Source organism: Lentzea nigeriaca, assembly GCF_016907955.1.
Taxonomy (GTDB): domain Bacteria; phylum Actinomycetota; class Actinomycetes; order Mycobacteriales; family Pseudonocardiaceae; genus Lentzea; species Lentzea nigeriaca.
This window is the reverse complement of sequence record NZ_JAFBCX010000006.1, coordinates 385822-406884: the sequence shown is the minus strand read 5'-3', so window position 1 is coordinate 406884 and position 21063 is coordinate 385822. Positions and strand designations below refer to the sequence as shown.

At 67.2% G+C, this 21063-nt stretch carries 22 protein-coding genes; 8 read left to right on the top strand and 14 right to left on the bottom strand.

Annotation, left to right across the window (positions count from 1 at the left end; translation table 11 throughout):
- Position 1 precedes the first annotated feature (1 nt).
- The 7 genes from JOD27_RS23280 to JOD27_RS23250 all read left to right on the top strand — a co-directional run bounded on the left by JOD27_RS23280 (position 2) and on the right by JOD27_RS23250 (position 5682).
- Positions 2-1180, top strand: a complete 1179-nt coding sequence (locus tag JOD27_RS23280) for an acyltransferase family protein (protein ID WP_204764362.1) — start codon at positions 2-4, stop codon at positions 1178-1180.
- Positions 1173-2360 carry a sedoheptulose 7-phosphate cyclase gene (locus JOD27_RS23275; RefSeq protein WP_204764361.1) on the top strand — a complete coding sequence of 396 codons (1188 nt, stop codon included), beginning with the start codon at positions 1173-1175 and terminating at the stop codon, positions 2358-2360. Before JOD27_RS23280 ends, JOD27_RS23275 begins: the two co-directional genes overlap by 8 nt.
- Positions 2357-3064: a cupin domain-containing protein gene (locus JOD27_RS23270; RefSeq protein ID WP_204764360.1), complete on the top strand. Its 708-nt coding sequence runs from the start codon at positions 2357-2359 to the stop codon at positions 3062-3064. Before JOD27_RS23275 ends, JOD27_RS23270 begins: the two co-directional genes overlap by 4 nt.
- Positions 3061-3405 (top strand): cupin domain-containing protein, encoded by a 345-nt coding sequence (locus JOD27_RS23265; RefSeq protein WP_204764359.1) that lies wholly within the window; start codon positions 3061-3063, stop codon positions 3403-3405. The genes JOD27_RS23270 and JOD27_RS23265 overlap by 4 nt, the downstream gene beginning before the upstream one ends.
- On the top strand, positions 3402-4556 hold the full coding sequence (locus tag JOD27_RS23260; protein WP_204764358.1) for an MFS transporter: 1155 nt from the start codon (positions 3402-3404) through the stop codon (positions 4554-4556). The genes JOD27_RS23265 and JOD27_RS23260 overlap by 4 nt, the downstream gene beginning before the upstream one ends.
- A 132-nt stretch (positions 4557-4688) precedes the next feature.
- On the top strand, positions 4689-5534 hold the full coding sequence (locus JOD27_RS23255; RefSeq protein WP_204764357.1) for a helix-turn-helix domain-containing protein: 846 nt from the start codon (positions 4689-4691) through the stop codon (positions 5532-5534).
- Positions 5509-5682, top strand: a complete 174-nt coding sequence (locus tag JOD27_RS23250) for a DUF397 domain-containing protein (protein WP_204764356.1) — start codon at positions 5509-5511, stop codon at positions 5680-5682. The genes JOD27_RS23255 and JOD27_RS23250 overlap by 26 nt, the downstream gene beginning before the upstream one ends.
- Here the strand turns inward: JOD27_RS23250 and JOD27_RS23245 are convergent.
- From JOD27_RS23245 to JOD27_RS23180, 14 genes are all read right to left on the bottom strand, one after another.
- Entirely contained in the window at positions 5669-6214 is a 546-nt protein-coding gene (locus tag JOD27_RS23245; protein ID WP_204764355.1) for a radical SAM family protein, read from the bottom strand. The two genes, JOD27_RS23250 and JOD27_RS23245, sit on opposite strands and share 14 nt — an antisense overlap.
- Before the next feature lie 83 nt (positions 6215-6297).
- The gene (locus JOD27_RS23240) at positions 6298-6942 is read right to left on the bottom strand and encodes a response regulator transcription factor (RefSeq protein WP_204764354.1); all 645 of its coding nucleotides are present in this window, start codon (positions 6940-6942) and stop codon (positions 6298-6300) included.
- Between the two features lie 12 nt (positions 6943-6954).
- Positions 6955-8766 carry a sensor histidine kinase gene (locus JOD27_RS46730; RefSeq protein WP_307830285.1) on the bottom strand — a complete coding sequence of 604 codons (1812 nt, stop codon included), beginning with the start codon at positions 8764-8766 and terminating at the stop codon, positions 6955-6957.
- Between the two features lie 41 nt (positions 8767-8807).
- Positions 8808-9032, bottom strand: a complete 225-nt coding sequence (locus JOD27_RS23230; RefSeq protein ID WP_204764353.1) for a hypothetical protein — start codon at positions 9030-9032, stop codon at positions 8808-8810.
- Between the two features lie 108 nt (positions 9033-9140).
- The gene (locus JOD27_RS46725; RefSeq protein ID WP_204764352.1) at positions 9141-10130 is read right to left on the bottom strand and encodes a zinc-dependent alcohol dehydrogenase family protein; all 990 of its coding nucleotides are present in this window, start codon (positions 10128-10130) and stop codon (positions 9141-9143) included.
- Positions 10127-10942 (bottom strand): carbohydrate ABC transporter permease, encoded by an 816-nt coding sequence (locus tag JOD27_RS23220; RefSeq protein WP_204764351.1) that lies wholly within the window; start codon positions 10940-10942, stop codon positions 10127-10129. Before JOD27_RS23220 ends, JOD27_RS46725 begins: the two co-directional genes overlap by 4 nt.
- Positions 10939-11868, bottom strand: a complete 930-nt coding sequence (locus JOD27_RS23215) for a carbohydrate ABC transporter permease (protein WP_204764350.1) — start codon at positions 11866-11868, stop codon at positions 10939-10941. The genes JOD27_RS23220 and JOD27_RS23215 overlap by 4 nt, the downstream gene beginning before the upstream one ends.
- A gap of 1 nt (position 11869) precedes the next feature.
- Positions 11870-13219, bottom strand: a complete 1350-nt coding sequence (locus JOD27_RS23210) for an ABC transporter substrate-binding protein (protein ID WP_204764349.1) — start codon at positions 13217-13219, stop codon at positions 11870-11872.
- Positions 13220-13341: 122 nt separating this feature from the next.
- Entirely contained in the window at positions 13342-14103 is a 762-nt protein-coding gene (locus JOD27_RS23205; RefSeq protein ID WP_204764348.1) for a DeoR/GlpR family DNA-binding transcription regulator, read from the bottom strand.
- Between the two features lie 193 nt (positions 14104-14296).
- The gene (locus tag JOD27_RS23200) at positions 14297-15778 is read right to left on the bottom strand and encodes a glycoside hydrolase family 13 protein (RefSeq protein WP_204764347.1); all 1482 of its coding nucleotides are present in this window, start codon (positions 15776-15778) and stop codon (positions 14297-14299) included.
- 11 nt (positions 15779-15789) lie between these two features.
- Positions 15790-16623 (bottom strand): carbohydrate ABC transporter permease, encoded by an 834-nt coding sequence (locus tag JOD27_RS23195; protein ID WP_204764346.1) that lies wholly within the window; start codon positions 16621-16623, stop codon positions 15790-15792.
- Positions 16620-17477: a carbohydrate ABC transporter permease gene (locus JOD27_RS23190; RefSeq protein WP_204764345.1), complete on the bottom strand. Its 858-nt coding sequence runs from the start codon at positions 17475-17477 to the stop codon at positions 16620-16622. Before JOD27_RS23190 ends, JOD27_RS23195 begins: the two co-directional genes overlap by 4 nt.
- Complete coding sequence (locus JOD27_RS23185) at positions 17478-18806, bottom strand: ABC transporter substrate-binding protein (protein WP_204764344.1); 1329 nt, start codon at positions 18804-18806, stop codon at positions 17478-17480. It lies immediately after the preceding gene.
- Positions 18807-18909: 103 nt separating this feature from the next.
- A complete protein-coding gene (locus tag JOD27_RS23180) occupies positions 18910-19896 on the bottom strand; it encodes a LacI family DNA-binding transcriptional regulator (protein WP_204764343.1) in 987 nt (328 codons plus the stop codon).
- Positions 19897-20022: 126 nt separating this feature from the next.
- On the opposite strand from JOD27_RS23180, the gene JOD27_RS23175 reads away from it, so the two are divergent.
- Positions 20023-20958: a hypothetical protein gene (locus JOD27_RS23175; RefSeq protein WP_204764342.1), complete on the top strand. Its 936-nt coding sequence runs from the start codon at positions 20023-20025 to the stop codon at positions 20956-20958.
- Positions 20959-21063 lie beyond the last annotated feature (105 nt).

Below are 21063 nucleotides of genomic sequence, written 5' to 3'. Positions count from 1 at the left end.
GATGACGGCTGTTGCGTCCACACGCGACAGTCAGCGACTGTCGAGCCTGACCGGGATGCGCTTCTTCGCCGCGCTCGTCGTGTTCGGGTTCCACCTGTCGCTGAATCGACTGTTCACCGCCGACACGGACGTGTCCTCGCCGTTCGCCGCGCTCATGCGCAACGGCGGCTGGTTCGGCGTCTCGTTCTTCTTCGTGCTCAGCGGGTTCGTGCTCACCTGGTCGGTGCGCCCGAAGGACCGCGCGAAGGACTTCGTGGCACGCCGGCTGGTCAAGATCTTCCCCAACCACCTCGTCACCTTCGCGAGCGCGTTCGCGTTGTTCGGCCTCGCCGGCGCGACCGCGCTCGAGGCGCTGGGCAACCTCACCCTGCTGCACGCCTGGATCCCGCGTGACACCAGCTTCTTCAGCATCAACCACCCGAGCTGGTCGCTGTCGGCAGAGCTGTTCTTCTACGCGATGTTCCCGCTGCTGTGGATGGGAGTGCGGCGGATACCGGCCCGCCTGCTGTGGCCGGTGGCGGTGCTGGTGATGCTGACGATCCTGGCGCTGCCCACGATCGCGGCACTGCTGCCCGCCGGTGAGGTCTTCGGCGCCAACCACCGGAACTCGCCACTGTACCAGCACTCGATGACCCAGGTGTGGTTCGTCTACGCGTTCCCGCTGACGAGGCTGCTGGACTTCGCGCTGGGCATGCTGATGGCGACGATCCTGCGCAACGGTCGCTGGCCCCGCCTGCACCCGGCGTTCGCTCTGGCCCTGGTCGTGGTGGCCTACGCGGTCAGCCTCGCGCTGCCGCTGCCGTACCAGCTGAACGCGGCGTTCGTCATCCCGATCGCGTTGCTCATCCCGGCGATCGCCGCGCACGAGTCACGTGGTGGCGGACGGGGACTGCTCGGCCACCCGAGGATGATCTTCCTCGGCGAGATCTCCTTCGCGTTCTACATGGTGCACGACATCTTCCTGACCGGAGTCGGCACCGTGCTCGCCGGTCGCACGCTGCCCACCGGTGCCGGAATCGCGCTCGGCATCGGTGTGCTGATCGCGAGCTGTGCCGCCGCCTGGGCGCTGTACGCCGTCGTCGAGCGTCCGCTGACCCGCTGGTGGAGCCGTCGCAACCGGACCGCCGCGGTGCCCACCGACACCACTCCTGTCCAGATCACGGAGCCCAGCCATGTCTGAAATCGGCCTGTACGTCAACAACAGCAACACCAAGTCCTGGACCGTGCGCAACGTCCAGCCTGTCGAGTACGACGTGGTGCTCTGCGAGAACGTCCTCGACCCGGCCAACCCCAGCATCCTCGGCCCGATCCCCGGTCAGGGTCGTGTGCGCAGGCTGGTCGTCGTCGACGCCCACGTGGACGCCCTGTTCGGTCAGGCGATCCGCGCCTACTTCGACGGCAACGACGTCGAGTACCGCGTGCTGGTGCTGGAACCGGGCGAGACCAACAAGACCATCGAGGCCAGCATGCTGGTCACAACAGCCATGGACGAGTTCGGGGTGGATCGCCGGAGAGAACCGGTGATCGCGATCGGTGGCGGCGTGCTGCTGGACATCGTCGGGTACGCCTGCAGCGTCTACCGGCGGGCCACACCGTTCGTCCGGGTGCCCACCACGCTGATCGGACTCGTGGACGCCGGCGTCGGCGTGAAGACGGGAGTGAACGCCAACGGGCACAAGAACCGCATCGGCACCTACTTCGCGGCCGAGCGCACCCTGCTCGACCGCAAGTTCCTGACCACGTTGCCGCGCAGGCACGTCAGCAACGGCCTCGCGGAGATCCTGAAGATCGCGCTGATCAAGGACCGCGAGCTGTTCGACCTGATGGAGGTCACCGGCGAGCACGTGCTCGAGGCGAAGATGCAGCCTGGCCCCGGCTCGGTGGACCCGGCGCTGGAGATCATCGAGCGCGCGATCCACGGCATGCTCACCGAGCTGCAGCCGAACCTGTGGGAGAAGACGCTGGAGCGGGTCGTCGACTACGGCCACACCTTCAGCCCATCGCTCGAGATGGCCGCGCTGCCCGCGTTGCTGCACGGCGAGGCCGTCTGCATCGACATGGCGCTCACCACGTGCCTCGCCGAGCAGCGAGGCCTCGTCACCGAGGAGGAACGCAGGCGGGTGCTGGAGCTGATGACCCGCCTGGAGCTGCCGACGTGGCATCCGCTGCTCACGGCGGAGCTGCTGGAGAAGGCGCTCGCCGACACCGTGCGCCACCGCGACGGCCAGCAGCGCCTGCCGCTGCCGGTGGGCATCGGTTCCGCGTGCTTCGTCAACGACGTCCGCCCGGAGGAGCTCGCGCAGGCGGCCGCCGCGCTGGAGGACGTCGCCCTCGCCCAGGCACCGGCGGTGCACGCATGAACCTGCCGCTGATCCGCACCACGGACGCGCCGGCGTCGGTGTACGGAGTGCACGGCGCCGCCGGCCTGACGTACTGGACGTGCCTCGCGAGCAGGCAGCACCTCGCGTCACCGACCGAGGCCGTCGAGTGGGCGAGCATCCCGCCGTCCGGGCTGAGCGGGGAACACCTGCACAGCCGCACCGAGGAGATCTACCTGATCCTGGGCGGGGAAGGGGAGTTCATCCTCGACGGGGAGAAGATCCCCGTCCGGCCGGGCACGCTCGCCCTCACCCCCGTCGGGCACACCCACGGCCTGCTCAACACCGGCACGACGAACCTCGACTGGTGGGTCATCGAGACGCTCGCCGCCGCGACCCAGCAGGCCATCGCCACCACCGAACCGATGGAGGAACGTCCCATGGCAGCCGCGCAGATCTTCGACCTCACCACCACACCGGTCGTCGAGACGACCGGCACCTTCACCGGACCGTTGCGCCGCGTCGAGCGGATCTCGCTCGAACCGGGCGAGAGTCGCGAGCTCGGGCGGCCGTCAGCAGAGACCGCACTGTTCGTGCAGCAGGGCGAGGCGACGTTGACCGGACTGAAGCCGTTGTCCGCCAACACGTGCGTGACACTGCCCGCCGGTTCGTCGGTCGTGCTCACCGCGTCCGCTCCGGTCGTGGCCTACGCCGTGGACCTCGCCATCCCCGGCGGTGACGCGTGATCGTCACGACCGTCAACGCGGACGACTGGACCTGCCTCGCCCGCAGGGGAATGCTGTTCGCCGAATGCGAGAGCGTCGACTGGCGGCGACTGTCCGAAAAGGACGAACTGCGCATCCGTGCGGCGCACGCCGTCGAGGAAGCGGTGATCGTCCTGGACGGCTCCGTGACGGCACAGGTCGGCGACGAGACGCATTCGCTTCGCGCTGGTCAGGTGCTCCTGCTACCCGACTGCACGGACGCGGTGGTGTCGGGTGAGGCGACCGTGCTCACGGTGCGCGCGATGCCGTCGGCCGTGTCCTCGGCGCTGCCGCCGCGAATCCCTGAACTGGTGTCGTCGTGAACAGGTCGCCGTTGTCGGGCGCCGCCATCGGGGTCTTCTGCGTCGGAGCGTCGGAGTACCTCATCGCCGGGCTGGCGCCCAGCATCGCCACCGGCCTGCGCACCACCGTTGCGCAGGCCAGTGGCCTGATCACGGTCTACGCCGCGGTCGTCGCCGTCGCAGGCCCCCTGCTGACCCTCGCGGTCAGCAGGGTCGAACGCCGCTCGCTGCTGATCGGGCTGCTCGCGGCGTTCGGCGCGGCGAACCTGCTCGCGGCCGTGTCGACCGGCATGACCGAGATGATGGTCGGCCGGATCGTCGCGGCCGCGACGCACTGCCCGATCGTGGCGATGGCACTGGTGATCGCATCTCGCCACGACGACGCCACCAGGCAGGGCAGAGCGATGGCCAGGATCTCCGTGGCGCTGAACCTGGCCACCGCGGTGGGCGTGCCGCTGGCGCTCGCGATCAACACGCTCACGTCGTGGCGGATGGCGTTCGTCCTGCTCGCTCTCGCCGCGGGCGTCGCGGTGGCCCACGTCGTGCGCTGCCCGCCCGACCAGCCCGCCACGACCGCCCGTGCGGAGATCAGGGCACTGCTGCGGCCACGGGTGCTCGTCGCGATCGCGACGACGTTCCTCGCGACCATCGGCGGGTACGCCACCTACACGTTCATCGCGCCGATCCTCACCGACGAGACCGGTTTCGCCCGCGACGACCTCTGGCTGCTGTTGCTGCTCTTCGGCCTCGGCAGCCTGGCCGGCAGCGTGCTGGGCGGGCGGCTCGCCGACTTCCACCTCGACCGGGGCCTGCGGATCGGGCTGGTCGTGCTGGCACTGACCACCCTGCTGTTCGGTCTTTCGTTGCACAGCAAGGTGTTCACGGCGATCCTGCTGTTCGTCCTCGGCGCCGCGTTCTTCCTGATCGTGCCGGCCCTCAACGCCCGCATCGTCGTGGGCACCGCGGACCTGGCACCGACACTGGCGACGAGCGTCAACGTGGCCGCCTACAACCTCAGCATCATGGTGGCGAGCGGTGTCGCCCGCCTCGCCGTGGAGGGCGGGATCGGCCTGCAGGGGCTGGTCCTGCTGTCGGCCTTGAGCCCGATCGCCGCGATCGCTCTCACGGCGGTGGGCACGAACCGGTCGGCACCCGTTCCCGCGGAACGCTGACGTGCGGACCCTTGCCACCTGGGCAAGGGTCCGCACTCGCCGATTTTCGCAGCTCAATGCCGTGTTTCCGGGTCTTTTTCACCCGAATGAGCGCGTGGCATGGATTTGATCCAAGCCCTAACTTCGAAGGGCATGACCGCGATCATTTCCACCCCGTACAGCCGGGATCTCGGCGACGAGCTGCGCCGCCTGCGGGAGTCGTGCACCGAGTTCAACGGCCGTTCGATGGCCGTCCAGCTCGGCTGGGATCCGAGCAAGGTCTCCGACATCGAGCTCGGCAAGGTGCGGGCGAGCGACGTCGACCTCGTGCAGTACCTGGCGACGTGTGGCAAGAACATCGACTTCGTGGACGAGTTCCGCCGTCGCTATCACAACGCCTTCGACCTGTACTTCGCGCAGGTGCCTGACAAGCTGCGCACACTCGCGATGACAGAAGCGATGGCCACGAAGATCATCTCGTACGACGTGATGACGGTGCACGGCCTGTTGCAGACGGATGGCTACGCACGCGAGTTGTTCGTCGACTCGCATATCGAGGCGCCTGCCGACATCGAGAGGTTCGTCCAAGCCCGCATGGACCGGCAAACGATCATGAGGCGGCCGAATCGCCCAGAGTGCCTGTTTTACCTGCATGAACTGGCATTGCAGATGCGGCTCGGTGACGCGTCGGTCCGAGAAGACCAGTACCTGCGTCTTCTATTCAACACCCACATTCTCCGGATCGTGCCCGCGAATGTCAGTACTCTCCGCTCCGCCTGCACGCTGTACGAGTTCGGCAAGGCTTCACCTGTCGTGTACAGCGAGACCGACACGGCGAATGTGTATGCGCAGGACAGCGTCGCTGTGGCGCGCACCAGGAGGCTCTTTCAGCGGCTGGATGCGGTGGCTCTGGATGCGGAACAATCGAAGCGCAAGCTGGCGGAGTACGTCAGTGCACTTCGAGAGGATCCTGATGACGGCGGAACGGACTTGGCGTAAGAGCACCTACAGCAACGGCGACGGCGGTGGCAGCTGTGTGGAGGTGTCGTTGGCCCAGGACGCGCTCGTGCGGGACACGAAGAACGCGAGCGGTGACGTACTCGCGTTCTCCACGACCGCGTGGCGCGCCCTGATCAACTGGCTCTGACGACCGAGGTGTTCGCGGTCTCCACGGTCACCCGGACCGACTGGGGAGCGAGCGACTGCAGGTACTGCGCGTGGTCCGGCCCGATCGTGTCGCTGAACGCGATGAACGCGAGGTGCGGCAGCTCGAACGCGGTGGTGGCGCAGAAGTCCTCCAGCCGGTCGAAGCCGCGGCGGATGCCCGTGGCGTCGAGGCCGAAGACGGCGTGCCGGTCCAGCTTGGCGGCGCCGATGTCGAGCAGGTGCAACGCGTGCAGGGCGTGGGTGAACGCCATCGCGCAGACCTCGATGCGCGTGCACGAGACGAGCAGTGTGCGGACCATCGACGGGTGCAGCGACTTGCCCGAAGTGCGCAGCACGACGTCGATGCCGGCGGCGCGGAACATCTCGACGATCTCGAACAGGCCCGGCACGCCGAGAGGCTCCCCTCCGCCCAGCGTGACGGTCTCCGGTCGCATCGAGACGAGCGCCCGAGTGATGTGCAGCATTCGTTCGTGACTGAGCCGCGCGTGGGCGACGTCCCAGGTGATGTCCATGCGGTCAAGCCCCCTGAAGCTCGGCGGATGACGCCGATCGAAGCGAGGGAGATGTCCCGCCGTCACGTGACCGGTGTCCCGAACTAGGAGGGACTTCCCAGTCCCGCCTCCCGCGCCCGCACGATGGCCTGCGCGCGGTCCGCGACCTGCAGCTTGGTGAAGATCGCGGACACCCGGTTGCGCACCGTCTTGCCCGACAACGACAGCCGGTGGGCGATCGAGGTGTTGTCGAGGCCGGACGCCATCAGCTCCAGCACGTCCCGTTCGCGGTCGGTGAGCTGCGGGAACACCACGGCCTTGGACGACGAGATCGCGGTGAAGTAGCCCATCATCCGTTGCGCGATGGTGGCGCTGAAGATCGCCTCACCGGCACCGATGGCCTGCACCGCGCGCACGATCTCGTCGTCGTCGGTCGTCTTGACCAGGTAGCCACGCGCCCCGGCCTTCATCGCCGCGAACACCAGCTCGTCGTCCTCGTGCATGGTCAGCACGAGAACACCAAGCGACGGCAGCACTTCCAGGATCCGCTTGGCCGCCTCCACACCACCCAGGCCGGGCATGTGCAGGTCCATCACGACGACGTCCGGCTCCAGGTCCAGCACCACGGACACGGCCGAAAGCCCGTCCGCGGCCTCGCCGACCACGGAGAGCCCTTCCTCTCCGTCCAGCAACGCCTTGAGCCCACGCCGGAACACCGGATGGTCGTCGGCGATCACAACCCGAGTCACTGCGACTCCAAACTACTGGGCCTCCAACGGGATCCGCGCCACCACCCGAGTCCCGTGTGGTTCCGCGGGTCCCACTGTGCACGATCCACCCAGCTCCGCACAGCGTTCGCGCATCGAGTCGAGCCCGACTCCCGGCCGCGCGTCGGCCGCGACACCCCGCCCGTCGTCGACGATCTCCACGACCAGGTCGCCATCCTGCCGCACCGTGATCACGCACGTCGACGCCCCGGAGTGGCGTGCGGTGTTGGTCAGGGCCTCCGCCACGATCCGGTACGCAGCGACCTCGACGGCAGCGGACAGCCCGTCGATCTCCTCGGCGTCGACCCGGACGGTCAGCTCGCCGTTGAACCGCGCGGCCTCGTCGCGCACGGCCAGCGCCAGCCCCTGGTCGAGGATCGGCGGCCGCAGCCCGTCGACGAGTCTGCGCACCTCGCCCGCGGTCGTGTCGACGTCACCGAGCACCGGGTCCAGTACGTCGCCCACGGACCGGCGCAATGCCTTGAGCTGCAACCGGATCCCGACCAGCGCGGGCCCGACGCCGTCGTGCAGGTCGCGTCTGAGCCGCAGCCGTTCTTCTTCGCGCGCACGCACGAGCCGTTCACGGGCGAGCTGCAGATCGGCGGTCAGCTTGATCGACTGCGCGGCCGGAGCGGTGGACCGGGCGAGGTCCATGAGCAGGTTCAGTTCGCGGTCGCTCAACCGCTCGTCGGGCGCACGCGGCTCGACGACCAGCTCGCCGACGGAAGAACCGCGGTAGGTCATGGGAAAACGCAACTGGGGCCAACCGCGGCTGCGTCCGTGCTCGGCCAGCACCGACCCACCGCGGATCGCCACGTACGGCAGCTTCAACGACTCGGCGACCGTGGCGGCCACCGTCGGCAGCACGTCCTGCGACCGTTCGAGCTTCTCGCTCAAAGTCGACAAAGCGACATAGGGGTCCGTGCGCGTCCCGAACAGCCACCGGTCCAGCTTGCGCTGCAACCAACTCCGGATCGGCGCGAACACCAGACCCGTCGCCACGACACCGATCACCTCGGCCTCGCCGGTGAACAACTGCCCGCCCAAGAGCATCACGCCCAGGTAGACCAGCACCAACGTCACCGTCAACGAGCCGTAGAGCAACGACCGGTGGATCAGGAGACTGATGTCGTACAGGCCGTACCGCACGATCGCGATCACCGCGGCGGCAGGGAACGCCAGCACACCGACGATCCAGGCGACGCGCCCGTCCGTCGTCTCCACCACGGTCGCCGCGACGGCCAGCGCCAGCAACGCGACCGCCCACACGAGCAGCCGCCGTTCGTCGCCTTCTGCCTTGCGCCACCTCAGCCCGAGCGACACGACCGCTGCCACGACGGCGATCCCTGCGGCGATCACGGCGATGTACGTGATCGTCTTGGCCGCGTGCGGGCCACCGCCCCGCCAGAAGCCGGCCGGATCGCCCCACGATCCCCACGCGAGACCTGCCGCGCCGAGAACCGCGCTCAGCAGCGACGCCCCGACGGCGACCCACCACCGGTTGGTCAACGGCTTCCCGCTCGGGAAAACCAGTGCGACGGCGGGCAACAGCGCGTAGGTCGGCCACCAGACCCACGCCTCGACCCAGCGGGCCGGATGATGGGGCCCCTGGCCGGCGACGGCGACGGCGATGCCCCCGAACAGGCCCATGACCAGCAGCAACCATCCGACGGACGACCTGCGGACATGCCCGATCACCCGCACCCCGAGCAGGGTGAAGGCGATCGCGATCAGCCAGTTCCGCGGATGCGAAATCGCGCCGGTGACCGCCGTGTGCACGACGGCGAAGAGCACACAGGCGGCCACCAACGCGCCAATGACCCGGGCGAGGACTACCTCGGCCCGGGTCAGTCGTTGAGCCAGTGCCACAGGTTGTGGAACGGCGAACCGTCATCGAGAGTGCCGATGCCACCAGGCCAGCCCTGGAAGGTCATGATCTTGTGACGCAGCTCTTGGACGGACATCGGCTTGGCGGCCTTGTGGACGTGGTCGAAATCGACGTCCCCAGACTGCGGGTTCATCGCCCGCGCCTGAAGCTCCGCATACCAGGACAGGAGCTCTTCGTCGGACATGTGCGAAAAGTACGGCGGTACTACCTTCTGCCCGGACTTCGACATGTCTGGAAGGAGTCGTGGGCACTCGGCTGGATACACGAGTGCCCACAAACATTTGCGCTCACTTCACGGCAGGACCTGGATCTTGCGCCCCTTACCGGCCTTGAACTGGTCCAACGCCCCCGCGTAGTCGTCCAGCGGCACCCTGTCACTGATGAAGATCTCCGGGTCCAGTACTCCGGTCGCGAAGAGGTCCGCCGCCCGTTCGAACGAGTGCAGTACCGCCATCGAGCCGGTGATGGTGATCTCCTGGTTGTAGATCCGGTACGGCTCGATGGTCACCCGCGCGGAGTAGTCGGAGACGCCGAACTGGAGGAACGTGCCGCCCTTCGCGACCCGGCCGAGCCCGTCCTGGATCGCCTTCTCGTTGCCGGTCGCGTCGATGACGACGTCCCAGCCCTCCGGCCGGTCCAGCTCGTCCGCAGACCCCGCCACGCCCGTGACGCCGAGCCGCACCGCCGTCTCCAGGCGTTCCGCGTTCAGGTCGACGACCTCGATCGACGCCGCCCCGGTCAGCTTCCCGAGCTGCAGCATCATCAGCCCCATCGTGCCGGAGCCGTAGATCAGGACCCTGGACGCCATCTGCGAGCGCAGTACGTCGTACCCGCGCACCGCGCACGACAGCGGTTCGATCAACGCCGCGTCCTCGGTCCGCACGTGGTCGGGCAGCTTCACGCAGTTCGCCACGGGCGCCACCGCGAACTCGGCGGCGCCACCGGACGTCGTGACACCGATCGCCGCCCACCGCTCGCACAGGTTGTTCTTGCCTGCACGGCACATCCGGCACTCGTAGCAGTAGAGCGACGGGTCGACGGCCACGCGGTCGCCGACCTTCACCTCGTTCACCTGCGAGCCGATCTCGACGACCGTGCCCGCGAACTCGTGGCCCGGCACGACCGGCAGGGTGGGCGCGAACTCACCCTGCAGGATGTGGAGGTCCGTTCCGCAGAGTCCGCAGGCCGCCACGTCGACGATCACTTCGCGCGGACCGCAGGTGGGATCGTCCACAGTGGTCACTTCGACGGACCCGACGCCGGTGATGACCGCTGCTTTCACTTGACTGCTCCCAACGACAGGCCCTGGACCAGCTTGTCCTGGGCGGCGAACCCGGCAATGAGCACCGGCAGGGAAACCACGACGGCCGCGGCGCACACCTTGGCCAGGAACAGACCCTGCGAGGTCACGAACCCGGTCAGGTACACCGGCGCGGTACCGGCGACGACACCGGTCAGCACCCGCGCGAACAACAGCTCGTTCCAGCTGAAGATGAAGCAGATCAACGCCGTCGCCGCGATGCCGGGCATCGCGATCGGTGCCACCACCCTGCGCAGGATCGTGATCAGCCCGGCCCCGTCGATCGACGCCGCTTCGAGGATCTCGCGCGGCACCTCGGACAGGAACGACCGCATCAGCCACACCGCGATCGGCAGGTTCATCGAGCAGTACAGCAACGTCAGGAACGAGATGTTGTCGAGCATCCCGGCGAACTGCGCGATCAGGTAGATCGGCAGCAGCGCGGCGACGACGGGCATCATCTTGGTGGACAGGAAGAAGAACAGGACGTCGGTCCACTTCTCGACCGGCTTGATCGACAACGCGTACGCGGCCGGAATCGCCAGCAGCAGCACGATGATCGTCGACCCGATGGAGGCGCTGAACGAGTTGAGCAACGGAGGCCACGCGCCGCCGTCGAAGAACTCCGCATAGCCGTCCAGCGTCAGCGGTGCCGCGATCGACGGCGGGTTCGTGGCCGCGTCCGTCTCGCTGTGCAGCGAGGTCAGGAACATCCAGGCCACCGGCGCGAAGAACACGATGCCCGCGAACCACGCGAGGACGCCCCAGCCACGTCCACTCCACTGGTGCTTCATCGCGCCTCCTCCTTGAACAGCGAGGACACCACGCGCAGCGCGAACGTCGCGATGACGATCGACCCGGCGACCACGATCACGCCGGCCGCGGACGCCTCGCCGTACTCGTGGGCCTGGTAGAAGGTCTGGTAGATCATGTACGGCAGGTTCGCCGTGCCCAGCCCACCGGACGTGATCGTGAAAACCGCGTCGAAGTTCTGCACGATGTAGATCGAGCCGAGCAGCGCGCCGAGCTCCAGGTACTGCCGCAGGTGCGGGAACGTCAGGTACCGGAAGATCTGGAACGGCGACGCGCCGTCGATCGTCGCCGCCTCAACGGGTTCCACGGGTTTCGACTGCAGGCCCGCCAGCAGGATCAGCATCATGAACGGCGTCCACTGCCACACCAGCGACAGGACGACGGCGGACATCGGCATGGAGCTGATCCAGTCCGGCTGCGCTGAGAAACCCAGCCAGTTCAGGACCCCGTTGAACAACCCGTACTCCGGGTTGTAGAGCACGTGCTTCCAGATCAACGCCGCCGCGACCGGAACCACGAGGAACGGCGCGATGAGCATGGTGCGCACGAACCCGCGGCCGCGGAACTTCTTGTCCAGCAACAACGCCAGCCCGAGCCCGAGGACCAGGCTGATCAGCACCACGGACGCCGTCAGCACGATCGTGTTCACGACGGACGACCGCAGATCCGGGTCGGTGAACACGTTGACGTAGTTGTCGAACCCGGCGAACCCGCGGTTGGTGGGATCCAGCGAGTTCCACTTCATGAAGGAGATGACGAGCGTCGCCACGAACGGCAGCTGCGTCACGATGATCAGGAAGATCAGGGCTGGCAGCAGCGGCGCCCGACGCGCCCACTTCGGATAGCTCCTGCGGGGGACGGGAGGCGGCCGGTCCACGACCGACCGCTCCCGTGTCAACACCGCCATCTCACTGCCCCTTGTACTTCGCGGCGACCTTCTCGGCCAGTTGCTGCGAGCTGTTCAGGGCGTCGTCCACCGACACCGCGCCCGCGATCGCCGAGCTGATCTGCTGCGACACCTGGGTGCCGAGGTCGGTGAACTCGGGGATGCCGACGAACTGGATGCCCGGCGCCGGCCGCGGCTGCACGCCGGGGTCGAGCGGCTTCGCGCCCTTGATCGCAGCCTCCGCCTGCGCCGAGAACGTGCCGGAGGACTGCTTGTACTCGGCGCGCTGGTAGGTCGAGGAACGCTTGCCGTCCGGCACCTTCGACCAGCCGAGGTTCTTGCCGACCAGTTCCTCGTAGCCCTTGCCGGACGCCCAGGAGATGAACTTCCAGGCCGCGTCCTGCTTCTTCGACGCCTTCTGGATGCCGAACGCCCAGGTGTAGAGCCAGCCGGAGCTGTCGGTCTTCACGACCGGCGCCTGGGTGAAGCCGAGCTTGCCCTTCACCGGGGAGTCGTTGGCCTCCAGCAGACCCGCGGCGACCGTGGCGTCGTACCACATCGCGACCTTGCCCTGCGTCATGTTGTTCAGGCACTCGGCGAACCCGGCCTGCGGAGCGCCCGCCTCCCCGTGGTTGCGCACGAGGTCGACGTAGAACTTGGTGGCCTCCTTGAACTCCGGCGCGTTGACCTGCGCCTGCCAGTCCTTGGTGAACCACGTGCCGCCGAAGGTGTTCACGACCGTGGTGAGCGGCGCCATCACCTGGCCCCAGCCCGGCTGGCCGCGCAGGCAGATGCCGCGGACCTCCGGAGTGGCGACCTTCGCGGCCGCCTCGGCGACCTGCTGCCAGGTCGGCTTGTCGGGCAGCGTGACGCCCTTGGCCTCGAAGATGTCCTTGCGGTACATGAGGAACGACGACTCGCCGTAGAACGGCTGCGCGTACACCTTGCCGTCCGCCGCGGTGAGCGACTGCTTGATCGGCGGGAGGATGTCGGCCTGGTCGAACCCGCTGTCCTTGGCCACGAAGTCGTCCATCGGCGCGAGCCAGCCGTTCTTGGCGTACATCGGCGTCTCGTAGTTGGAGATCGTCGCCACGTCGTACTGCCCGGCCTGGCTGGAGAAGTCCTGGCTGATCTTGTCGCGGACGTCGTTCTCCGGCAGCACGGTGAAGTTCACCTTGATGCCGGTGTCCTTGGTGAAGTTGTCCGCGGTCAGCTTCTGCAGGTCCTGCATCTGCGGGTTGTTGACCATCAGGACGTTCACCGAGTCGGAGCCGCTGCCCCCACCGCCTCCGGCACCCGCGCAGGCGGAAGCCAGAAGCAGCACAGCGGTCGCGGCCCCGAATGTGCGAAGGGGTGTGCGGATCGACAACATCGTCTTTCCTCCGGGGGAAGGGTTTCCGGGGCGCGCCGAACACAGCCGGCGTGCTACCGGGTGGTGTTTTGGGGCGTCTGCAAGTACTACCAACTCCGAGTTGGTAGTACTTGCAGACGCCATCAGGCTCTGATGACCTTGGGGCCGAGCAGGGCGTACCGGTGGGCCTCGTGGGCGGAGAGGCCGCTGTCGGTGACGATCGCTTCCAGGTCGGTGACCTCGGCGAACCGGTGGAAACTGGAGACGCCGAACTTGGTGTGCACCCCGACGAAGATCTTCCGCCGGGACGAGCTGAGCGCTTTGGCCTTCACCGCGCCGACCGCCGGATCGGGCGTGGTCAGGCCGTGCTCGCGGGAGATCCCGTTCGCACCGATGTAGGCGAGGTCGATCACCATCTCGCCGAGCATCCTGGTCGTCCAGTGGTCCACAGTGGCCAGTGTGTGGCCGCGAACCCTGCCGCCCAGCAACAGAACCGTGCAGGACGGGTGTTCGGACATCGCCGCGGCGGTCGGCAGGGACGCGGTGATGATCGTGAGCGGGTTGGTGGTGGGCAACGCCTCCGCGACGAGTTGTGGCGTGTAACCCTCGTCGATGAACACGGTCTCGGCGTCGTCCAGCCGTTCGGCGGCGGCCTTCGCGATGCGCCGTTTCTCCGGCACGTGCGACCCGGCCCGGAACCGCAGCCCGGTCTCGAACCCGGCGCTCTCGACCGGAATTCCGCCACCGTGCGTGCGGCGCACCAGGCCGTGCTCGTCGAGCACGCGGAGGTCGCGCCTGACCGTTTCGGGCGCGACGCCCAGTTCCTGCGCCATCTCCACCACGTCGACGCGGCCGTCGGCGCGGGCCCTGGCCAGGATGCGCCGCTTGCGTTCCTCGGCTCGCATTTCACCTGCCCATTCGGCTCATCGGATGCCCGTTCGGGCTGTGCCTAGATGAAACACCCTCGTAACTCTGTGGTCGCCACCACAACAGACGGAAATCTTGCCCGGTTTTTGCCCGGTTTGCACAACGAAAGCCGCGCCCACCTGGGACGCGGCTTTCGGGCATGCCCGGTTCATCGGCCCGAATGGCCCGGTTCTAGCCCAACCAGGCTGCGGCATCGGGCGGCAATTGACCGTTGACCAGCGGGATGCTCGTCAGCGTCGGCGGCGAGGGCAGCTCGATCGCCCGGTCCGACAGGTTGACGATCGTCGTGTGGTCGTTCCTCCTGAACGCCAGCACGTTCTCGCCCAGGTCGAGCCACTCCAGGTCGCCGTCGATCGCGCGGCGCTGCGCGAAGACCCGGCGGTACAGGCTGAGCATCGATTCAGGGTCGTCCGTCTGGGCCGCCACCGAGAACCGCTGCCAGTTCTCGGGCTGGGGCAACCAGCTCGGGCCGTCGTCGGCGGACCAGGGGAGTGGCACGCGGCAGCCGTCGCGGCCCCGGTCGGTGAAGCCGGAACGGTGCCACACCGGGTCCTCGCGCAGCTCGTCCGGCAGGTCCTCGACCTCCCAGAGGCCCAGCTCCTCGCCCTGGTAGACGTACACGCCGCCGGGTAGCGCCGCCGTGAGCATGATCGCCGCGCGGGCCCTGCGGGTGCCGAGCTCGAGGTCGGTCGGGGCGCCGTGCTGCCGGTCGGCGAAGGAGAATCCGGTCTTCTCGCGGCCGTAGCGGGTCACGTGCCTGGTGACGTCGTGATTGGACAGAACCCAGGTCGGTGGTGCGCCGACGGGTTCGTGCGCGGCCAGCGTGTCGTCGATGACCCGGCGCAGCTCCTGGGCGTTCCAGGGGCAGCACAGGAAGTCGAAGTTGAACGCGCTGTGCATCTCGTCCGGCCGCAGGTACCTGGCGAACCGGACGGGGTCGGGCAGCCACATCTCACCGACGAGGATGCGGTCGCCGTCGTACTCGTCAACGATCCTGCGCCACTCGCGGTAGATCTCGTGCACGCCGTCCTGGTCGGAGTACGGCTGGTCGGCGTCGGGCCTGCTGAAGTCCTTGACCAGGCCGTCGGCCACGTCGATGCGGAAGCCGTCGACACCGCGGTCCAGCCAGAACCGCAGGATGTCGGAGAACTCGTCCCCGACAGCGGGATTCTCCCAGTTGAAGTCGGGCTGTTCGGCGGCGTAGAGGTGCAGGTACCAGCGCCCGTCTGGCAGTTTGCTCCATGCCGGGCCGCCGAAGCGCGACTTCCAGTCATTGGGGAGGTCTTCGGTGTCACGGATGTGGAAGCGATCCCACAGGCCCTCCTTGAACCACGGGTGCTGATCGCTGCAGTGGTTGGGGACGGTGTCGATGATCACCCGCAGGCCCAGCCCGTGCGCGTCCGCGATGAGCTTCTCCGCGTCGGCGAGCGAGCCGAACACCGGCTCGATGTCGCGGTAGTCCGCCACGTCGTAGCCGCCGTCGGCGAGCGGGCTCGGGTACCACGGGTTCAGCCAGATCGCGTCGAAGCCGAGGTTCGCGATGTGGGAGAGCCTGGCGCGCAGGCCGGCCAGGTCGCCGATGCCGTCGCCGTTGCCGTCCGCGAAGCTGCGCAGGTAGACCTGGTAGATGGATGCGTTGCGCCACCAACTCATCTGTTGTCCTTTCAGCCTTTTACGCCGCCCGCGGTGAGCCCCGCGAGGATGTGCCGCTGGAACGCGAGGAACAGCGCGACCATCGGCAGGCTCGCGAGCACGAGGCCCGCGAGCAGGAGGTTGATCGGGGTGTCGGGGGCGAAGCGCTGCAACGCCACGCTGAGCGTCTGCTTCGCCGGTTCGGGGAAGACGAGCAACGGCCAGATGAAGTCCTTCCACGCCGCGACGACCGCGAAGATCGAGACGACGGCGAGGATGGGGCGCGAGATGGGCAGGACGATTCTCGTGAGCGTCGTCCACGTGCCCGCGCCGTCGATCCTGGCCGCTTCCAGCAACTCCTCCGGGATCTGGTCGAAGAACCGCTTGAGCAGGTAGACGTTCAGCGCGTTCGCCGCGAACGGCAGCCAGATGCCAGCCGGGTTGTTGAGCAGGTCGAGGTCGGTGAGCGTGAGGTAGACGGGGATCAGCAGCGCCGTCGCGGGCAGCATCAGCGTGGCGAGCATCAGGCCGAGGATCACGTTGCCGCCCCAGGGCTTCAGCTTGCTCAGCGCGTAGGCGGCGGGGACGATCACGGCCATCTGCACGGCCCACGCCCCGATCGCGACGACGAACGTGTTGAGGAAGAACCGGCCGAGGTCCATGAAGTTCCAGGCGTCGACGTACGCGCCGGGTTCCCACACCTCCGGCAGGATCGTCGGTGGCTGCCGCGCCAGCTCGGCCGGTGGTTTGAACGCGCCGAGCAGCACCCAGACCAGCGGCAGCAGGAACGCCGCAGTGAAGACGACCAGCGTGAGCGTGAGGACGACCCAGTAGGTCTTGCCGTTGCCCTTGGTCAGCGTTCTCATGCGTCGGCCTTCCTGGTGATCTCGAGGTAGAGGAAGGAGAAGACGCTCAGCACCGCGAAGAGGATGAGGCTCATCGCGCTCGCGGTGCCGAAGTCGTTGTAGTAGAAGGCATACCGGTAGAGGAGGAGCAGCACGGTGACCGTCGACTCCTCCGGCCCGCCGCCGGTCATGACGAACGGCTCGGTGAAGATCTGCATGGTCGCGACGACCTGCAGCAGCAACAGCATCAGGATCACGAACTTGGTCTGCGGGATCGTGACGTGCCAGATCTTCTCGAGGATGCTCGCGCCGTCGAGGTCCGCGGCCTCGTACAGCTCACCGGGGATGGTCTGCAGCGCGGCCAGGTAGATCAGCGTGGCAGAGCCCATGTTCGCCCACGTGATCACCAGGACGAGGCTGATCATGCTGGTGCTGCTGGAGTCGAGCCACTGTGATGTGGGGAGGTCCAGCCCTCTGAGGGCCGAGTTGAACAGGCCGGGCCCCGGATCGTAGAACCACTTCCACAGCAACGCCGTCACGACCGGCGGCAGCATCACCGGCAGGTAGACGAGGAGCCGGAAGTAGGCCTTGGCGTGCCGGAGTTCGTTGAGCACCACGGCGGTGATGAACGGAACGCCGAAGCCGATGACCAGTGCGAGGATCGTGAAGTACGCCGTGTTGCGCCACGCCACCAAGAACAGCGGGTCCGCGAAGAGCCGCTCGAAGTTCTCCCAGCCGACCCAGTCGGGGCTCGTGACGAAGTTGACCTGCTGGAAGCTCAGGACCACACCGCGCACGATGGGCCACCAGGAGAACACCGCGAAGACGACCAGCGCGGCACTCAGGAAGCCGTACGCGGTGACGTGGCGCCGCACTCACTTCACCTGCGCCAGGATCGCGTTGACCTTGGTCTCCGCGTCCTTGAGCAGGGCCGCGTGATCGGCGTCGGAGTTGGTCAGCGCCGCCTGCACGACGTTGTCGAGGATCGCGTAGATCTGCTGTGCCTGCGGCGGTTCGAGCGTGCCCCTGGTCTTCTCGGAACCGTCCACATAGGCCTGGAAGTTCCGCACCGGCATGGTCGCGTACCTGCTCTTGAGCTCTTCCTGCTTCTGGCGCGGCTCACCGGTCCAGATGTCGGCGATCGGCGGGATCGGCAGGCCGACCGGCTGCCCGCGGTCCTTGTACTTCTGCAGGTTCTGCTCGAGCCGGTCCGGGTTCAGGTACTTCCACTGGATCCACTTCAGCCCCGCCTTGATCTTCTCCGGCGTGGCCTTCGGGTTGATCATGTATCCCTCGCCGCCGAGCAACGTGCCTTTTTGTTCCGGCATCGCGGCGAGGCCGTAGTCGTCGTACTTGCCCTTGAACTGGTTGACGATCGCGGCGACGTTGTCGGGCGCGGCGAGGTACATGCCGAGCTGTCCGGCGCCCATCATGTTCTGCACGTCGCCGATCTCCAGCAGCTGCTTCTCGCCCATGGAGCCGTCGTCCCAGCGCATCTCCTTGAGGCGCCGCAGGACTTCCTTGCCCTTGTCGTTGTTGAAGTCGGCCTTGTAGCTGTCGCCGTCCTTGCGAGCGATGTCACCACCGACCGACTTCATCCACGTGGTGAAGTGCCAGCCGCCCTGGTTGCTCTTGCTGTACTCGGCGAACCCGGTGACGCCTGAGTCCTTGAGCTTCTTGGCGGCGGCGCGAACCTCGTCCCACGTCTTCGGCGGCTGGTCGGGGTCGAGGCCGGCCTTGGTGAAGTTGGTGCGGCTGTAGAGCAGGCCCATCGTGTAGTTGGCGGTCGGCAGCCCGTAGACCTTGCCGTCGACCGTGAAGACGTCCTTGAGCTCCTGCTTGAGGTCGCCGTAGTGGGGGACATCCTTGACGTAGTTCGTGAGGTCTGCGGCCTGTTTTCTGGCGATGAGCGCGGCCGGATCCGTGAAGTAGACGTAGAAAACGTCCTCCAGCTGCCCGCCCGCGAGCTTGGCGGAGAACGTCTTCGGGTCCATGAACCCCTCGTGCGGCACGAGGTCGACGTCCGGGTTCTGCTTCTCGAACTCCGCCACGTCCTCGTCGAAGACCTTGCGGTCGAACGCCTGTGTCTGCGGCGGCTGGCCGTTGACGTCGATGACGACCTTGCCGCCCGCCTCGTTCGTGGAACCGCTCCCACAGCCTGCGACCAGAACACAGCCCAGCAGCACGGCAGCGGACTTCTTCATGGTGGGGCCGCCCTTCTCGCGAGCGCGTCGATGTGACGGCGACCATAAGTCGTCGTTACATCTGAACGCAATATCTAGACGAAAACTCGCAAGAAGCCGACTGCTACCTGACGACGGGCGCGCTGGAGGCCCTCACCACCAACTCGGGCTCGAAGAGCAGTTCGTCCGGCGCCACGGCGTTGCCGGAGATCTGGTTGGCCAGCAACTCCACCGCAGCCCGCCCCATCGCCTCGATGGGCTGCCGCACCGTGGTCAGCGGCGGATCGGTGCAGGTCATGAAGGCCGAATCGTCGTACCCGACGATCGACACGTCCTTGGGCACGTCCAGCCCGGCCCTCCTGACGGCCCTGATCGCCCCCAGCGCCAACGGGTCGCTCGCACAGATGATCGCCGTGACGCCGCGCTGCACGAGCTTGGTGGCCGCCGCCTGCCCGCCTTCGAGGCTGAACATGGCGTGCTCGACATCGGCCCCGCCGCACTTCTCGATGGCCTGCAGCTTCCGGTGGCTCGGCACGTGGTCCGGCGGCCCGAGCACAGCCCCGATCCGCCTGTGCCCCAACGAGGTGAGGTGCCCGTACGCCTGCTCCACAGCCACCGCGTCATCACACGAGACCCGCGGAAACGCCAGGTCGTCGATCGCCGCGTTGACCAGCACCGCAGGCAGCTTCCGCGCCATCATCTGCTGGTAGTGCCCATGACTGGCGTCCTTCTGCGCGTACAGTCCACCGGCGAACACGATCCCCGACACGTGCTGCTCGAGCAGCAGTTCGAGGTACTCGGCCTCCGTCACCCCACCAGCGGTCCGCGTGCACAGAACCGGCGTGAACCCGCGTTGCGCCAGCGCGTTGCCCACCACGTCCGCAAACGCGGGAAAGATCGGGTTCTGCAACTCGGGCAACACCAGCCCCACGAGCCGCGCCCGCTCACCCCGCAGCTGCGTCGGCCTCTCGTAACCCAGCACGTCAAGCGCGGTGAGCACGGCACTCCGCGTGGCGTCCGAGACGCCCGGCTTGCCGTTCAGCACCCGGCTGACGGTGGCCTCACTGACCCCGACCTTGGCCGCGACCTCGGCCAGCCTCCGTTGCGTCATGCCGCAAGTGTACGCAAATACTTGCGTTAATTTGCGTGCAGCGGGCCGAACGGGTGACGACGTTGCCGGACGAGGTTCCGCGCTGCCTACGCTGGACGATCTGTTGATCGAGTCTGGAGACACGTCATGGCAGATCCGGCCAGGTCGGGCATCTCTCCCGGTGTCGCGGCATTCGTGTCGGGTGCCATCTCGGTTCTGCTGACCGTGGCCGGCACGCTGGTCAGCCTGCGCAACGAAGCCACCAGGGAACAGCTGTTCGGCATGCTGAGCTGGGTCATGTACGCGACGGGTGCGGCGACGTTCCTGGTGCTGCTCTGGATCATCAGCACCACACTGCGACAGCGGCTCGAGCTGTTGCGCTCGCTGCGCGACATCGATGTACACGTGTCCCGTCAACTGCGTGTCCGCAGGCGAACTGACCGGCTGGAGGTCAGCTCGGACGGCAGCGGCGACTACGTGGTGGAACTCGAGGTGGAAGCCGACCGGGATGTCGCTGTGGCGTGGCTCGCGTTCCCGATCTTCTCGTCCGCGCGCGTCGACGCGCCGCCCTGGCAAAGCGTCCGGGTTCGCCGACTGATGATCGATGGCAGGGAATTCGACGTCCAGCAGTCCTACCTCCGACGGAGCCGGGCGTTCGTCGAAGGCGCGTTGTTCAAGGGTCTGGTGATGGAGGAGGGGGTGATCCGGATCCCCGTGTCACTGGAGAAGGGCAAGTCCAAGCGTCAGATCAAACTGGAGATCGACCTGAACCGGAGCATGCCGGCCCTGTTCACCGAGGAGTCGCACTCGATCGACATCTCCTACATCACCGACGAGATCGACGTCTACGTGACCGGCGATGAGGGACTGGAGATCTTCCCGTCGCCGCGAGCCACTCACCTGGTGGAGGCGAGCCAGAACCGGGGCGAGCACGGCGACGCGCAGGAGTCGATCCAGCAGTCGAGCACGTGCCGCCATCGAGATGGGATCCATTGGCGCTCGAAGAGCACCAAGCTCGGCTACCGCTACGAGATCAGGTTCGTCGGTCGGCGGCAGGTGACCGGAGACCCCGTGTCCGGGTAGTCTTTCCTGTCAAAGGGAGGGGACGCGATGACCTCCGACAGTTCGTCGTCAGCCGATGCCTCGATCACAGGGACATGGCAGGTTCCTGGAGTTCCCGCATCCCCC

What these genes read in the sequence shown, in the direction of transcription:
- JOD27_RS23200 (WP_204764347.1), bottom strand. Translation starts at nt 15,778, where the DNA reads ATGAGTTGGTGGCGCAACGCATCCATCTACCAGGTCTACCTGCGCAGC.
- JOD27_RS23250 (WP_204764356.1), top strand. Translation starts at nt 5,509, where the DNA reads ATGACGGCGGAACGGACTTGGCGTAAGAGCACCTACAGCAACGGCGAC.
- JOD27_RS23195 (WP_204764346.1), bottom strand. Translation starts at nt 16,623, where the DNA reads ATGAGAACGCTGACCAAGGGCAACGGCAAGACCTACTGGGTCGTCCTC.
- JOD27_RS23230 (WP_204764353.1), bottom strand. Translation starts at nt 9,032, where the DNA reads ATGTCCGACGAAGAGCTCCTGTCCTGGTATGCGGAGCTTCAGGCGCGG.
- JOD27_RS23175 (WP_204764342.1), top strand. Translation starts at nt 20,023, where the DNA reads ATGGCAGATCCGGCCAGGTCGGGCATCTCTCCCGGTGTCGCGGCATTC.
- JOD27_RS23185 (WP_204764344.1), bottom strand. Translation starts at nt 18,806, where the DNA reads ATGAAGAAGTCCGCTGCCGTGCTGCTGGGCTGTGTTCTGGTCGCAGGC.
- JOD27_RS23210 (WP_204764349.1), bottom strand. Translation starts at nt 13,219, where the DNA reads ATGTTGTCGATCCGCACACCCCTTCGCACATTCGGGGCCGCGACCGCT.
- JOD27_RS23280 (WP_204764362.1), top strand. Translation starts at nt 2, where the DNA reads ATGACGGCTGTTGCGTCCACACGCGACAGTCAGCGACTGTCGAGCCTG.
- JOD27_RS23220 (WP_204764351.1), bottom strand. Translation starts at nt 10,942, where the DNA reads ATGAAGCACCAGTGGAGTGGACGTGGCTGGGGCGTCCTCGCGTGGTTC.
- JOD27_RS23245 (WP_204764355.1), bottom strand. Translation starts at nt 6,214, where the DNA reads ATGGACATCACCTGGGACGTCGCCCACGCGCGGCTCAGTCACGAACGA.
- JOD27_RS23180 (WP_204764343.1), bottom strand. Translation starts at nt 19,896, where the DNA reads ATGACGCAACGGAGGCTGGCCGAGGTCGCGGCCAAGGTCGGGGTCAGT.
- JOD27_RS23215 (WP_204764350.1), bottom strand. Translation starts at nt 11,868, where the DNA reads ATGGCGGTGTTGACACGGGAGCGGTCGGTCGTGGACCGGCCGCCTCCC.
- JOD27_RS23205 (WP_204764348.1), bottom strand. Translation starts at nt 14,103, where the DNA reads ATGCGAGCCGAGGAACGCAAGCGGCGCATCCTGGCCAGGGCCCGCGCC.
- JOD27_RS23275 (WP_204764361.1), top strand. Translation starts at nt 1,173, where the DNA reads ATGTCTGAAATCGGCCTGTACGTCAACAACAGCAACACCAAGTCCTGG.
- JOD27_RS23270 (WP_204764360.1), top strand. Translation starts at nt 2,357, where the DNA reads ATGAACCTGCCGCTGATCCGCACCACGGACGCGCCGGCGTCGGTGTAC.
- JOD27_RS23255 (WP_204764357.1), top strand. Translation starts at nt 4,689, where the DNA reads ATGACCGCGATCATTTCCACCCCGTACAGCCGGGATCTCGGCGACGAG.